The sequence below is a fragment of the Streptomyces sp. NRRL S-37 genome (genome assembly GCF_000721605.1).
Taxonomy (GTDB): Bacteria; Actinomycetota; Actinomycetes; order Streptomycetales; family Streptomycetaceae; genus Streptomyces.
Genome location: NZ_JOIZ01000023.1, coordinates 1 through 14,276, shown reverse-complemented (window position 1 = coordinate 14,276; position 14,276 = coordinate 1). Strand labels below are relative to the sequence as shown.

Genomic DNA, 14,276 nt, shown 5'->3' with positions numbered 1-14,276 from the left:
GTCACGACGAGGCGCGGCCCACCAGTTCCGTCGCCAGCACCATCTGGCGCCGCCCCAGTTCCCGGGAGACCGACGGGCGGCGGTCGGCGACCTCGGCGAGGAGGAGGTCGATCATCGCGCGGCCCATCTCCTCTATCGGCTGGCGCACGCTGGTCAGCGGCGGATCCATGTGGCGGGCGATGGCGGAGTCGTCGTAGCCGACCAGGGCCACGTCGTCGGGGATGCGGCGGCCCGCGTCGCGCAGGGCGTACCGGGCGCCGGCCGCGGTGACGTCCGAGGCGGCGAAGACGGCGTCCAGGTCGGGGCGGCGCTCCAGCAGGGCCGCCATCGCGTGCCGGCCGCCGTCCTCGGAGAAGTCGCCCGGTTCGATCAGCAGCTCGTCCACCTCGTGGCCCGCCTCGCGCAGGGCGTCGCGGTAGCCGTCGACGCGCCGCTGGGCGCCGTACACGTCGAGGCGGCCGGTGATGTGGGCGATGGTGCGCCGGCCCCGGCCGATGAGGTGTTCGACGGCCTGGCGGGCGCCGCCGTAGTTGTCGGAGTCCACCGAGGCGAGCGTCTCGGCGGCCGAGCGGGGGCCGCTGATCACGGCCGGGATCTCCAGCTGGGACAGCATGTCGGGCAGCGGGTCGTCGGCGTGCACCGAGACCAGCAGCACGCCGTCCACCCGGTGGGCGGCGAGGTACTCGGCGAGCCGCTGCCGCTCCCGGTCGCTGCCCGCGAAGATCAGCAGCAGCTGCATCTGGGTGTCGGAGAGCGCCGCGCCGACGCCCCGGAGCATGTCGGAGAAGTACGGCTCGGCGAAGAACCGGGTCTCCGGCTCGGGCACGACCAGGGCGATGGCGTCCGTGCGGTTGGCGGCCAGGGCGCGGGCGGCCGTGTTCGGGACGTAGCCGAGCTCGGCGACCGCGGCCTCCACGGCGGCGCGTGTGGCGTCGCTCACCCGGGGCGAGCCGTTGATCACCCGGGAGACCGTGCCGCGGCCCACACCGGCGCGCGCGGCCACCTCTTCGAGGGTGGGGCGGCCGCCGCTCCGGCTCCGCGCTCCGTGGCTTGCCATCGGCCCCGCCTTCCGTCGTATGTCACGCTGGCCTGGAATCTAACAGCCCCGTCGGTGACGGTGGCCGCCGCCGGGAGGGCGGTGTGCGGACTACGGGCTTCCGGGGGTGGATCTCCGGCGTCAAGTTAACAGGCAGATAACTGAAGGCACTTTGCGTCGTCTGTTCCCTTGACACCCCCGCCCGGACCCGCGACTCTTCAACACATCACTTGTGGGAGCGCTCCCACAGTACCTGGTACATACACAACCCGCACGTTCCCCGCCCGAGCCGCAGCGAGCAAGATACGGGACCAACAATGCCGTTGGCCGGGGGGTCGGCACGTCAGGGCAACAGGAGGACGCAATGCGAGCACGTACCCTCCCCCTCTCCCGTCAGCGGTCGGGCGGGGGGAAGCCCATCGCCCGTAAGGCGCTGGCCATCGCGGCCGTGGTGTCGCTGGGCACCGGGCTGCTGGCCGGCTGTGCCGACGACGGCGGTAGCGACGGCGACGGATCCTCGTCCGACAGCGAGGGCAAGACCAAGATCACGATGGGCCTGTTCGGCACCATGGGCTTCAAGGAAGCCGGTCTCTACGACGAGTACGAGAAGCTGAACCCGGACATCAAGATCGAGCAGACGGTCGTCGAGCGGAACGAGAACTACTATCCCGCTCTGCTGAACCACCTCACCACCAACAGCGGTCTGATGGACGTCCAGGCCATCGAGATCGCCAACATCGCCGAGATCGTCGGCACCCAGGCGGACAAGTTCGTGGACATGTCCAAGGCCGAGGGCGTGGACAAGGCCAACTGGCTCGACTGGAAGTGGGCGCAGGCCACCACCAAGGACGGCCAGACCGTCGGTCTCGGCACCGACATCGGCCCGATGGCCATCTGTTACCGCAAGGACCTCTTCGAGAAGGCCGGCCTGCCGACCGACCGCGAGGAGGTCGGCAAGCTGTGGGCCGGTGACTGGAACAAGTTCATCGAGACCGGTGAGAGGTACCAGAAGAAGGCCGGCAAGGACACCTTCTTCATGGACTCCCCCGGCGGCCTGCTCAACGCCGTCCTCAGCAGTGAGAAGGAGAAGTTCTACGACTCCTCCGGCGAGGTCATCTACAAGACCAACCCGGCCGTCAAGAACGCCTTCGACCTGACCGCCAAGGCCGCCGAGAAGGGCCTGGTCCAGTCGCAGACGCAGTTCCAGCCGGCCTGGGACACGACGATCGCCAACAGCAAGTTCGCCACCGTCGCCTGCCCGCCGTGGATGCTCGGCACCATCAAGGGCAAGGCGAAGCCGGAGGACGCCGGCAAGTGGGACGTGGCCGTCGCGCCGAAGTCCGGCAACTGGGGCGGTTCCTTCCTGGGCGTGCCGAAGAGCGGCAAGAACGTCGAGGAGGCGCAGAAGCTGGTGGCCTGGCTGACCGCGCCCGAGCAGCAGGCGAAGCTGTTCAAGGTGCAGGGCAGCTTCCCGAGCACCCCGGGCGCGTACGACAGCCCCGAGGTGACCGGCGCGAAGAACGAGATGACCGGCGACTCCCCGATCGGTGAGATCTTCTCCGAGGCCGCCAAGCAGATCCCGACCCAGGTCATCGGCCCGAAGGACCAGATCATCCAGCAGGGCCTGACGGACAACGGCGTCATCCTGGTGACCAAGGGCAAGTCCGCCAAGGACGCCTGGGAGACGGCCACCAAGACCATCGACAACAACCTGGACCAGTGACCGAAATGGCCACCCGCCACGACACCGCCGCGCTCCCCTCCAAGGAGGGGGGCGCGGCCCCGGGCCGTCCGCCCGGGAGCTCCGCTCCCGCGGACAAGGAACAGCGACGCCGGGCCAAGCTGTCCCGGCGCTGGCAGCGCGACATGCGCTGGAGCCCGTACGCGTTCGTCTCGCCGTTCTTCCTGCTCTTCCTCGCCTTCGGCCTGTTCCCGCTGATCTACACGGGCTGGGCCTCGCTGCACCAGGTGGAGCTGACCGCCCCGACCGACATGAACTGGGTCGGGATGAAGAACTACACCCGGATCTTCGACGACGAGTTCTTCTGGAACGCGGCGCGGAACACCCTGACCATCGGCATCATCTCGACCGTTCCGCAGCTGTTGATGGCGATGGGCATCGCCCACATCCTCAACTACAAGCTGCGGGCCTCGACCTTCTACCGGGTCGCGATGCTCGCGCCGTACGCCACCTCGATCGCCGCCGCCTCCCTGGTGTTCGTGCTGCTGTTCGGCCGTGACTACGGCATGATCAACTGGGCGCTGGACTTCGTCGGGATCGACCCGGTCGACTGGCAGGGCGAGAAGTGGCCCTCGCAGTTCGCCGTCTCCTCGATCATCATCTGGCGCTGGACCGGCTACAACGCGCTGATCTACCTGGCCGCGATGCAGGCGATCCCCCAGGACCTGTACGAGTCGGCGGCACTGGACGGCGCCAGCCGCTGGCAGCAGTTCCTCCACGTGACCCTGCCGGCGCTGCGTCCGACGATCCTGTTCACCGTGGTGGTCTCCACCATCGGCGCCAGCCAGGTCTTCGGCGAGCCGCTGCTGTTCGACGCCAACAAGGGCGCGTCCGGCGGCGCGGAGCACCAGTTCCAGACGCTCGGCCTGTACCTGTACGAGCAGGGCTGGGTCAACCAGCACCTGGGCCGCGCCTCGGCGATCGCCTGGACGATGTTCGCGATCCTGATCGTCATCGGCATCATCAACCAGCTCATCTCGCGCCGGCTGCGCGCCAGCAGTTAAGGAGTTGTGGCCGTGACGACGACTGTGACGCCCCCCGAGACCACACCCGCCAAGGAGTCCAGGCGCCCGCGCCTGCCGAAGTCGGCGCGGGCCGGCGGGACACTGCACGGCGGTCCGATCGCGTACGCGATCCTGATCGTGTTCACGATCGTGTCGCTGTTCCCGCTGGTGTGGACCGCGATCGCCGCCTCCCGGGACAACCAGCGGCTGGCGGAGAACCCGCCGCCGTTCTGGTTCGGTTCCAACCTGTTCAAGAACCTGGAGATCGCCTGGAAGGACGCCAACCTCGGTGAGGCCTTCCTCAACACCACGATCGTGGCGGGCATCTCGGCGGTGACCATCGTCGTGCTGTCGACGATCGCCGGCTTCGCCTTCGCCAAACTGCGGTTCAAGGGCCGCAACGCGCTGATGCTGATCGTGATCGGCACGATGATGGTGCCGCCGCAGCTCAGCATCATCCCGCTGTACATGATGGTCGCCAAGCTCGACTGGTCCGACCAGCTCCAGGCGGTCATCTTCCCGTCGCTGGTGAGCGCGTTCGGCGTGTTCTTCATGCGGCAGTACCTGCTCCAGGCGCTGCCGGACGAGGTCATCGAGGCCGCCCGGGTGGACGGCGCGAGCAGCTGGCGCGTGGTGTGGCACGTGGTGTTCCCGGCCGCGCGGCCGGCGATGGCCGTGCTGGGCATGCTGATGTTCGTGCAGACCTGGAACGACTTCCTGTGGCCGTTCCTGGTGCTGACCCAGACCGGCAGCCCGACCGTGCAGGTGGCGGTCGCGGGCCTCGGCCGCGGGTACACCCCGGACCAGTCCCTGATCATGGCGGGTGCGCTGCTGGGTACGCTGCCCCTGCTGCTGGTCTTCACGATCTTCGGCAAGCAGATCGTGGGCGGCATCATGCAGGGTGCCGTCAAGGGCTGACGCCCGCTTCACGTTCGTACCCCTGGGGGCCGGGTCACCGCCGCCTCGGCCCCTCCCCCTCCTTCTTTTCGTACTCGTCGGTCTTCCACGACCTCCTATGGGAGCGCTTCCATGTCTGACTCCGCAACGCCGGCGACCCCGGTGACCTTCCCTCCCGCCTTCCTCTGGGGCGCCGCGACCTCCGCGTACCAGATCGAGGGAGCGGTGCGGGAGGACGGGCGCACGCCTTCCATCTGGGACACCTTCAGCCACACGCCGGGCAAGACGGCCGGCGGCGAGACCGGTGACATCGCCAACGACCACTACCACCGCTACCGCGACGACGTGGCGATGATGGCGGACCTCAACCTGAACGCCTACCGGTTCTCCGTCTCCTGGTCGCGGGTGCAGCCGACCGGCCGCGGCCCGGCCGTGCAGCGCGGTCTGGACTTCTACCGCCGCCTGGTCGACGAGCTGCTGGCGAAGGGCATCAAGCCGGCCGTCACCCTCTACCACTGGGACCTGCCGCAGGAGCTGGAGGACGCGGGCGGCTGGCCGGAGCGCGACACCGCCTACCGCTTCGCCGAGTACGCGCAGATCATGGGCGAGGCGCTCGGCGACCGCGTGGAGAACTGGATCACGCTCAACGAGCCCTGGTGCAGCGCCTTCCTCGGCTACGCCTCCGGTGTGCACGCCCCCGGCCGCACCGACCCGGCGGCCGCGCTGAAGGCCGCCCACCACCTCAACCTGGCGCACGGCCTGGGCGCCAAGGCGCTGCGCTCGGTGATGCCGGCCCGCAACACCGTCGCGCTCAGCCTCAACACCTCGGTGGTCCGGCCGCTCTCGCCGGGCGACCCGGCGGACGTGGCGGCGGCGCGCAAGATCGACGACCTGTCCGGCGGCATCTTCCACGGCCCGATCCTGCACGGCGCCTACCCGGAGACGCTGCTGGAGGCGACCTCGTCGCTCACCGACTGGTCGTGCATCCAGGACGGCGACCTGGACCTGATCCACCAGCCGCTGGACGCGCTCGGCCTCAACTACTACACGCCCACCCTGGTCTCGGCGGCCGACCCGGACGCCGAGGGCCCGCGGGCCGACGGCCACGGGGCGAGCGAGCACTCGCCGTGGCCCGCCGCGGACGACGTCGCCTTCCACCAGTCGCCGGGCGAGCTGACCGAGATGGGCTGGTCCGTCGACCCGACGGGCCTGTACGACCTGATCATGCGCTACAACCGTGAGGCGCCCGGACTGCCGATCTACATCACCGAGAACGGCGCGGCCTACGACGACAAGCCGGACGCCGACGGCAAGGTGCACGACCCCGACCGCGTCGCCTACCTGCACGGCCACCTCTCGGAGGTGCGCCGGGCCATCGCCGACGGCGCGGACGTGCGCGGCTACTACCTGTGGTCCCTGATGGACAACTTCGAGTGGGCGTACGGCTACGACAAGCGCTTCGGCGCGGTGTACGTCGACTACGTGACCCAGCAGCGGATCCCGAAGTCCAGCGCCCTGTGGTACGCGCGGGCCGCGAAGACCGGAACGCTTCCGGAGCCGGAGGGCATCTGACCGGACCCGGTTCCGGGGGAACGGGGGAACGGGGGAACGGGGGAACGGGGGAACGGAAGGCGGGGCGCGGCACCCTAGGGGAGTGCCGCGCCCCGCCTTCCCGCTTCCGCCTACTTGTAAGCGGCGAACGCCTTCGAGAAGGCGAACTTGTCCTGGAGGATCGAGCTGCAGGTCGGGTCGGCGGCCGGCTTGGTGCCGCCGGCGCACTGCTGGTCACGGGTGCCGGACCACATGGACAGCCAGCCGAGGCCCTTGGACTTCGCGAAGTTCACGAGCTGGGTGGCGTCGTCGACTGTGAAGACCTCGGTGACGACGTCGTTGACGCCGATCATCGGGGTGACGGCGACCGTCTTCCAGGCGTCGGCGTCGCTCAGCCCGAGGACGCCCTTGATCTGGGCCTGGGTGGCGGTGGCGGCCTGCTCGGCGTAGGTGCCCATGTCGCCGCTGTACGCCGGTCCGTAGTCCATCGCCATGATGTTGACGGCGTCGATCCGCACGCCGTTCTTCTTGGCGTCGGCGAGCAGGTTCACGCCGTCCTGGGTGAGGCCCTCCGGCATCACCGGGAGGGTGAAGGAGACGTCCAGGCCGGGGTGGGCCTTCTGGAGCGTGGCGATCGCCTGGGCGCGGCGGGTGTTGGCCGCCGTGTTGGGCAGGGCGCCGCCCTCGACGTCGAAGTCGACCTTGGTGAGCTTGTAGGTGTCGACGACCTTGGTGTAGGCGGCGGCGAGCGCGTCCGCCGAGGCGCAGGTGGTGCCGAGTTCGCTGCCGGACGCGCCGCCGAAGGAGACCCGGACGTCGCCGCCCTGGGCGCGCAGCGCGCCGATCTGGTTGGCCACCGCGTTGCCGCCGAGGTCGCTGACGCCGCCCCACTTGGGGGTGCAGCCGCCGCCGTCGGTGATGAAGGCGAGGTTGTAGTTCTTCACGCCGGTCGCCTCGGCGCTCGCGGCCAGGTCGAAGGCGGGGAAGAGGGAGGTGTCGACGTAGGGCGCGAAGCCCGCGTCGGTGCCGTTGCCGGTGCCGGTGCTCTGGGTGGGTTCGGCGGTCGGCTCCTCGGGCTCGGTGGGCTCCTCGGTGGGGGTCGGCCGGGTGGTGGGGGTGGGGGCGTCGGTGGGACGGCCGCTGGGTTCGGGCGTGGGGGCGCTGTCCGTACCGCACTTCGCGCCGTCGACCAGGCAGCCGGTCGGGTCGCCGGTGCCCTTGGCGACGAAGCCGACGGTGACGGACTCGCCGGCGGCCAGGCCGTCGGTGTCCCACTTCGCGGACCGCACGGTGACGTGCCGGCCGCTCACACGGGATTCGGCGTTCCACAGCGAGCCGAGCTCGGTGCCGGCGGGCAGGTCGAACTCCAGCTTCCAGTCCTGGTTCCGCTCGCCGCTGTTGTTGGTCACCACGTACTGGGCGGTGTACCCGGTCGACCACTCGCTGGTCCTGGTGTACGCCGCGCCGACACCGGCCGCCTGGGCGGTGCTGGTGAACAGGAACGCCCCGCCGCCGGCCACGGCCGCGGCGGTCACCGCGCCGATCGCCTTGTTCCTGCCGCTGATCCTGCGCCGGTGCGTGCTCATCGCGTGCCTGCCTTCGTTGCCGTTCGGGGGTGTGCGGCAGCACGCTAGCGAGCCGGATTCGGACAAAGTTCCTGATCCGGGAGGCCGTTGGGGATCTTAGGGTGCGCTTAAGGAAGGGATCGGGGACGGTTAAAGGAGGCGACCAGGCGGCCCGGTCCGCGACGGCGGCGCACGGTCCCCCGGTGCCCGCGCCGCCGGGGTTCGCGCTCCCGTCCGTCGACCTGGATCCAGATCCGCACCTCGGTCCCGCCGAGCACCGACGAGCCGATCCGTACGTCCCCGCCGGTCGACTCCGCGAGCCGGCGCACGATGTCCAGGCCGAGCCCGGTCGAGCCGTCGTTGCCGGAGCCCCGGCCGCGGGCCATCGCCGCCTCGGGGTCGGGTATGCCGGGGCCCGCGTCGGAGACCAGCACGATCACCGCGTCCTCGCCGTTGTGCACGTCGACCGCGAACGCGGTGCCCTCGGCGGTGTGCCGGAAGACATTGCCGAGCAGCGCGTCGAGGGCGGCGGCCAGGTCGGTGCGGGCCACGGGTATGCGCACCGGCCGGTCGGCGCCGGCCACCCGCCACTTGCGGCCCTCGTCCTCGGCGAGCGCCGACCAGAACGCCATCCTCTCCCGCACCACTTCGGCCGCGTCGCAGCCGGCGCCGGGTCCGGCGGCGGCCGTCTGCGGCTTGGCGTCGCGGGCGGTGCGGATGATGGTGTCCACCTCCCGCTCCAGCTGTTCGACCGCCGCCCGGGTCTGCTCGGCGGCCGGACCGTCCCCGAGGGAGGCGGCGTTGAGCCGCAGCACGGTCAGCGGCGTACGCAGCCGGTGGGACAGGTCGGCGGCCAGTTCCCGCTCGTTGGCGAGCAGTTGGACGACCTGGTCGGCCATGGAGTTGAACGCCACCGCCGCCAGCCGCAGTTCGGTCGGCCCGTCCTCGGGCACCCGGGCTCCCAGCTTGCCCTCCCCCAGTTCGTGCGCCCCCTCCACCAGCCGCTGCGCGGGCCGCACCATCCGTACGCCCAGCCGGTCGGCGACCGCGACCGAGCCGAGGATCAGCGCGACCCCGACCCCGGCGAGCACCGCCCAGGCCGTGTCGACGCCGTTGGTGACCTCGGACTCGGGCACGAACACCTCGATGACGGCGATCTCGCCGCTGCTCAGCGCGACCGGCTGGAGCAGGGCCGAACCGCCGGTGACAGGGGAGGTGGAGACACGCCCCAGTTCCCGCACGGCCGCGATGTCCTCCTCGGTGGCCCGCCGCTCCCCCATGTCGTGGGCCTCGCCGCCGTCGCCGGCCGGGATGTGCACGGCCATCGCGGCGTCGGAACCGACGGAGGCGACGACGCGTTCGAGCTGGTCGCGGTCGGTGGTGATGGACAGCGCGGGGGCGACGGCCGCCGCCTCCCGCTCGGCGTTGGAGAAGGCACGGTCACGGGCCATCTCCCGGATGACCAGACCGAGCGGCACCGCGAAGGCGACCACGACCATCACGGTCACCGCCAGCGACACCTTCACCAGGGCCCATCTCATCGCGGCGGCTCCGCTCCGGGCGTGTGCGGCACCTGCGCGGCCGGAGGCTCCAGTTTCACGCCGACGCCCCGCAGGGTGTGCAGATAGCGGGGACGGGCGGCGGTCTCCCCCAGCTTCCGGCGCAGCCAGGACAGATGGACGTCGATGGTCTGGTCGTCGCCGTAGGACTGCTGCCACACCTCGGCGAGCAGCTCCTTGCGGGGGACGACCACGCCGGGCCGTCCGGCGAGGAAGGCGAGCAGGTCGAACTCGCGCCGGGTCAGATCGAGCCGCATGCCGTCCAGTTCGGCCTGGCGGCGCAGCGGATCGACGGTCAGGCCGCCGACCCGGATGACCGGGGAGGGCGCCGCCTCCCCTCCGCCGGCCCGGGCCCGGCGCAGCACGGCCGCCATCCGGGCCGAGAGGTGCTCCACCGAGAAGGGCTTGGTCAGATAGTCGTCCGCGCCGGCGTTGAGCAGCCGGACGATCTCGGTCTCGTCGTCCCGTGCGGTCGCGATGATCACCGGTACGTCGGTGATGCCGCGCAGCATCTTCAGGGCCTCGGAGCCGTCGAGATCGGGCAGTCCGAGGTCCAGCACGACCACGTCGAAACGATGGTGGGCGACCTCGCGCAGCGCCTCCAGCGCCGTGCCCACGCTGCGCACGGTGTGCGAGGCGTCGGTGAGCTGCCGGATGAGCGCCGAGCGGACGAACTGGTCGTCCTCGACCACGAGAACACTTGCCATGCGCCGCACCGTACGCCATGCCGGGCGGACCGGGTGCGGGCCTGTGGACAACTCCGGAAACCTCCGCGGCCGCGACACTCCCGAGGTGGATGAGGCAGTATGGCCCGACGATGCGCAGAGGACTCGTACATGTACTGGCCTGGCTGCTCGCCACGGGCGCGGCGGTCACGCTGTCGTGGTGGGGTGTCAGCACGGTGATGGAGGGCACCGCCTACGACCCGCCCCGTGCCCTGCCCATCGCGGCGGCCGGGGAGAAGTCGCAGGCGGTGTCGTCCTCGACGCGGCGGCCACCGGAGGCGGAGCGGCGTTCGGAGGAGCCCGCGAAGACGCGGAAGCCGTCGGCGAAGCCCGACGGGGCGTCGTCCCCCGCACCGGCTCCGAAGCCGTCCCGGACCGCCACGCCCCCGCCCTCCCCCTCCCCCTCCTCCGCCGATCCGGCCGCCTCCGGCCAGGTGAAGGGCTATGACACCAAGGGCGGCCGGGCGGTGTTCGACCTCGGTGAGACCTCCGCGTCGCTGGTGTCGGCGACACCGGGGGCCGGCTGGTCGATGCAGGTGTGGAAGACGGAGTCGTGGATCCGGGTGGAGTTCACCTCGGGCGCGGACCGGGTGTCGGTCTTCTGTACCTGGCACGACGGGCCGCCGCGGGTGGAGATCGGCACGTACTGAGGGGTTCCGTCACGGGTGACGCGGACAGGTGGTCCCCGCCCCGTACGAACCTGTCTCCGTACGCACTTGTCCCGTACGGACCTGTCTCGTACGGCCCTGTCCCGTCACCGGGCCTCAGGCGTACGCGACACCGATGGCACGACCGCCCCGGGGCCCGTACGCGCCGGCCGGTCCGGTCACCCGAACACGGACGCGGGTGGCGCCGGTGAGGCGACCGCCGACCGGTCCGTCACGGGGGCGGCCCCGCCGGTGAAGTCGATGAGGTCCCTGCCGTGCTGGACGCGGGCCGGGTGCGGGTCGGAGGCGGCCCGGCGGGTCAGCTCGGCGATCGGCAGGGGCGCGTCGGAGGCGACCAGGACGGCGTTGCCGAAGCGTTTGCCGCGCAGTACCGCGGGGTCGGCGATCAGCGCGAGTTCGGCGAACCGGGCGGCGGCGGTGGCGATCTGGCCGCGCAGATGCGCGAGGGGCGGCCCGTCGGCGAGGTTGGCGGCGTAGACCCCGCCGGGGGCGAGGGCCCTGCGGACGTCGTCGAGGAACTCGATCGAGGTGAGGTGGGCGGGGGTACGGGCCCCGCTGAAGACGTCGGCGACGACGAGTCCGGCCCAGCCGTCCGGCACCTTGGCGAGCCCTTCACGGGCGTCCACCGAACGCACCCGGACGCGGGCCTTCGGGTCCAGCGGCAGTTCCCGCCGGACCAGGCGCACCAGCGCCGCGTCCCGTTCGACGACCTGCTGGGTGGAGCGGGGCCGGGTGGCGGCGACGTACCGGGCGAGGGTGAAGGCGCCACCGCCGAGGTGCACGGCCTGCAGGGGCTTGCCGGGCGGGGCGGCGAGATCGACGACATGGCCGAACCGGCGCTGGTACTCGAAGGACAGGTGCGCCGGGTCGTCGAGGTCGACGTGCGACTGCGGCGCCCCGTCGATCGACAGTGTCCAGCCCCGCGCCCGGTCCCGGTCCGGAACGAGCCGGGCGACCCCGCCGTCGACCTGCTCGACGACACCCTCGACGGCTGCCTGTCTACGCCCGCTGTTCCTGGCCCTTCCCATTCCCCCATTGTCCCAGGCCCCGTTCCCGGCCCCTCAGGCGCTTGAGGAGCAGGGGTACGGGGGCAGCGTCCCCGGGGCGGGACGGGTGAGGGCTGCGAGGGCGGAAACCCTCCCCGGCCCCGGACCTCACGCACCCCCGTCCGCGGCCTCGATCATCCGCTGGGCCTCGTCCAGCGCCTCCCGCAACGCCTCGGGATCCGTCGCCGGTTCCGCCTCCCCCGGAGGAAGCAGCCAGTCCGTCCCCGTCCCCGAAGGTTCCGGCGGCAGCGTCAGACCGCACCCGTCGGTCTCCGTACAGACACTGCCCGGCACGTCCCACGCGGCCGCCGTCCCCGGAGGCACCAGAAACCCCAGCGTGTCGCACCCGCCGTCATGCAGCACCGGCCCCACCGCGTCCCCCACCGCCCGCCGCAGGATGTCGACCGCCTCCAGACCCTGCCGAGCCGGAACCGTGACCACGTCACAGTCCGCGCTCGGCGGCTCAGGCAGCCCTGCCGGCCCTGCCGGTTCCGTCAGCTCTGAAGAATCCCTGCTCCGACTGGTCGTCATCCCGGCCTCCACCGCACGCATAGGGCCCCCGGTACACAGGGCCCAACGAGCCGTCACGTCAACGGCTACGACGAAAGTCCGCCGCAAAGGATGGCAGTTCATGGCAGATCACGGATGACATATCCGGATTGTTGCCAAACTCCGCGTAGTGACTCCGTCACAACAGGTACGTTCTAGCCCGCCGGAAACAGGGCAGCACACACGCAAATCGCCCCGATCCCGGCATGGTTCGACGGTTCGCAGAGAGGACCCGGCCATGGCGTCGTCAACGGTGCCCTCGTCCCAGCCCCCCCGGCCCCCGCGGCCGAACCTCGTCTTCCGGCAACTGCGCGGACCGCGCTCGCCGGCCGAGTTCGCCGCGGTGGTCCGGCGGGCCGCCCGCGAGATCGGCGAGCGGGTGAGCTGTGACGCGCGGTACGTGCACCGGGTGGAGGCGGGCGAGATCCGCTGCCCCAACTACGCCTATGAGCGGGTGTTCCTGCACATGTTCCCCGGCCGCACGCTGACCGACCTGGGCTTCGCGCCCCGCTCGTCGGTGCGCGGGCGCGGAGCGCGGACCGCCGGGGGCACTCCCCCGGCCCCCACCGAGAACCCGGCGAACGCCACGACTGAGAACAGCGGGGCGTACGAGCCGTATGAGACGCAGGACCGGTACGACACGTACGACACGCACGACCACGAGGAGAGCGACGTGCTGCGTCGCGCATTCATGACCGGCGGGGGCGCCACCGTGGCCTCCGCCTCGCTGGGCCCGTACGGGTTCGCCTCCGACGCCTCGGCGCCACAGCGCGCCGTGCGCCGCGCGGGGGCGAGCGACGCGGGTGCCCTGGAGGAGGCCGTCCGCCGCATCCGGCTGCTGGACGACCGGCACGGGGCGGACGGACTGTACCGCCGCGCGGCGGCACCCCTGCGCGCCGCCTACGCGCTGCTGGACGCGGGGACGACCCGGCAGCGGACGGCGGACCGGCTGTACTCGGGCGCCGGGGAGCTGGCCATCTCGGTGGGCTGGCTGGCGCACGACTCGGGCCGCTTCGACGACGCGCGCTCGCACTACGCGGAGGCGCTGGCGACCGCGCGGGTGACCGGGGATCCGGGTGTGGAGGCACACGCCTTCTGCAATACGGCGTTCCTCGCGCGGGACGCGGGCCGGCCCCGGGAGGCGGTACGGGCGGCGCAGGCCGCGCAGCGGGCCGCGCGCCCGCTCGGCTCCCCGCGGCTGATGTCGCTGCTGGCGCTGCGGGAGGCGGGCGGCTGGGCGGGGCTCGCCGACCGTACGGGCTGCGAGCAGGCGCTGGCCCGGGCGGGGGCCTACTTCGAGCGCGGGCCGTCGGAGGCGGACCCTGAGTGGATGAGCTTCTACGGGGAGGCCGAACTGGAGGGCCTGGAAGCGCAGTGCTGGTCGACGCTGGGCGACTGGCCGCGCGCGGCCCGGCACGCACGGCGGGCGGCGGAACTCCAGGATCCGCACTTCACCCGCAACATCGCGTTGTACACGGCGGAGCTGGCGGACGACCTGGCCCGCGGGGGCCACCCGGACGAGGCGGCGGAGGCCGGAATGCGGGTCCTGGACCTGCTGACCGAGGTCCAGTCGTCCCGGGTCCGCACCATGCTGGCGGGCACATCCCGCGTCCTGCTCCCCCACCGCCGGGCGTCAGGCGTATCGGCCTTCCTGGACCGCCACGAATCCTTCCCCCGCGCGGTATGAACAACCCGCCCCCCACCCCATAACTGCGGGCAACCGTGCCGCCGCAGCTGCGGGTAACCATGCCGCCGAGGCAACACCCCCACCCCGGCAGCTGCGGGCAGTCGTGCCGCCGCAGCTGCGGGCAGTCGTGCCTCCCCCAGTGCCTTAAGGGCCTGGGAGGTACCCCCAGGGCGGCACGGGTGGGCGATGGGGGTCCCCCCGCTCATGGGGGTCCCCCCGCTCGAGCGAAGCCGAGAGTGGGGGAGGAG

General features: G+C 71.7%; 12 protein-coding genes. 6 read left to right on the top strand and 6 right to left on the bottom strand.

The window, feature by feature from the left end; genetic code table 11:
- Window position 1 precedes the first annotated feature (1 nt).
- Window positions 2-1,057 (bottom strand): LacI family DNA-binding transcriptional regulator, encoded by a 1,056-nt coding sequence (locus tag IH50_RS0130215; RefSeq protein ID WP_030869306.1) that lies wholly within the window; start codon window positions 1,055-1,057, stop codon window positions 2-4.
- 343 nt (window positions 1,058-1,400) lie between these two features.
- Here IH50_RS0130215 and IH50_RS0130210 point away from each other — a divergent pair, with 343 nt between their 5' ends.
- From IH50_RS0130210 to IH50_RS0130195, 4 genes are all read left to right on the top strand, one after another.
- Entirely contained in the window at window positions 1,401-2,759 is a 1,359-nt protein-coding gene (locus IH50_RS0130210) for an ABC transporter substrate-binding protein (protein ID WP_030869304.1), read from the top strand.
- Window positions 2,760-2,764: 5 nt separating this feature from the next.
- Window positions 2,765-3,781 (top strand): carbohydrate ABC transporter permease, encoded by a 1,017-nt coding sequence (locus tag IH50_RS0130205; protein WP_030869301.1) that lies wholly within the window; start codon window positions 2,765-2,767, stop codon window positions 3,779-3,781.
- 12 nt (window positions 3,782-3,793) lie between these two features.
- The gene (locus IH50_RS0130200; RefSeq protein ID WP_030869297.1) at window positions 3,794-4,699 is read left to right on the top strand and encodes a carbohydrate ABC transporter permease; all 906 of its coding nucleotides are present in this window, start codon (window positions 3,794-3,796) and stop codon (window positions 4,697-4,699) included.
- Between the two features lie 111 nt (window positions 4,700-4,810).
- Complete coding sequence (locus IH50_RS0130195; protein WP_030869293.1) at window positions 4,811-6,250, top strand: GH1 family beta-glucosidase; 1,440 nt, start codon at window positions 4,811-4,813, stop codon at window positions 6,248-6,250.
- A 110-nt stretch (window positions 6,251-6,360) separates the two neighbouring features.
- On the opposite strand, the gene IH50_RS0130190 is transcribed toward IH50_RS0130195, so the two are convergent.
- The 3 genes from IH50_RS0130190 to IH50_RS0130180 form a co-directional block, all read right to left on the bottom strand.
- Complete coding sequence (locus IH50_RS0130190) at window positions 6,361-7,815, bottom strand: cellulose binding domain-containing protein (RefSeq protein ID WP_030869290.1); 1,455 nt, start codon at window positions 7,813-7,815, stop codon at window positions 6,361-6,363.
- A 107-nt stretch (window positions 7,816-7,922) separates the two neighbouring features.
- On the bottom strand, window positions 7,923-9,335 hold the full coding sequence (locus tag IH50_RS0130185; RefSeq protein WP_030869288.1) for a sensor histidine kinase: 1,413 nt from the start codon (window positions 9,333-9,335) through the stop codon (window positions 7,923-7,925).
- Window positions 9,332-10,060: a response regulator transcription factor gene (locus IH50_RS0130180; protein ID WP_199822165.1), complete on the bottom strand. Its 729-nt coding sequence runs from the start codon at window positions 10,058-10,060 to the stop codon at window positions 9,332-9,334. Before IH50_RS0130180 ends, IH50_RS0130185 begins: the two co-directional genes overlap by 4 nt.
- A 110-nt stretch (window positions 10,061-10,170) precedes the next feature.
- On the opposite strand from IH50_RS0130180, the gene IH50_RS0130175 reads away from it, so the two are divergent.
- A complete protein-coding gene (locus IH50_RS0130175) occupies window positions 10,171-10,728 on the top strand; it encodes a hypothetical protein (protein ID WP_030869282.1) in 558 nt (185 codons plus the stop codon).
- Window positions 10,729-10,904: 176 nt separating this feature from the next.
- On the opposite strand, the gene IH50_RS0130170 is transcribed toward IH50_RS0130175, so the two are convergent.
- A complete protein-coding gene (locus tag IH50_RS0130170; RefSeq protein WP_030869277.1) occupies window positions 10,905-11,774 on the bottom strand; it encodes a spermidine synthase in 870 nt (289 codons plus the stop codon).
- Window positions 11,775-11,900: 126 nt separating this feature from the next.
- The gene (locus IH50_RS0130165) at window positions 11,901-12,344 is read right to left on the bottom strand and encodes a hypothetical protein (RefSeq protein ID WP_234328263.1); all 444 of its coding nucleotides are present in this window, start codon (window positions 12,342-12,344) and stop codon (window positions 11,901-11,903) included.
- 235 nt (window positions 12,345-12,579) lie between these two features.
- Between IH50_RS0130165 and IH50_RS0130160 the strand changes: the two genes are divergently transcribed.
- Window positions 12,580-14,028, top strand: coding sequence for a hypothetical protein (locus IH50_RS0130160; protein ID WP_030869271.1), 1,449 nt, complete (start codon window positions 12,580-12,582; stop codon window positions 14,026-14,028).
- Window positions 14,029-14,276 lie beyond the last annotated feature (248 nt).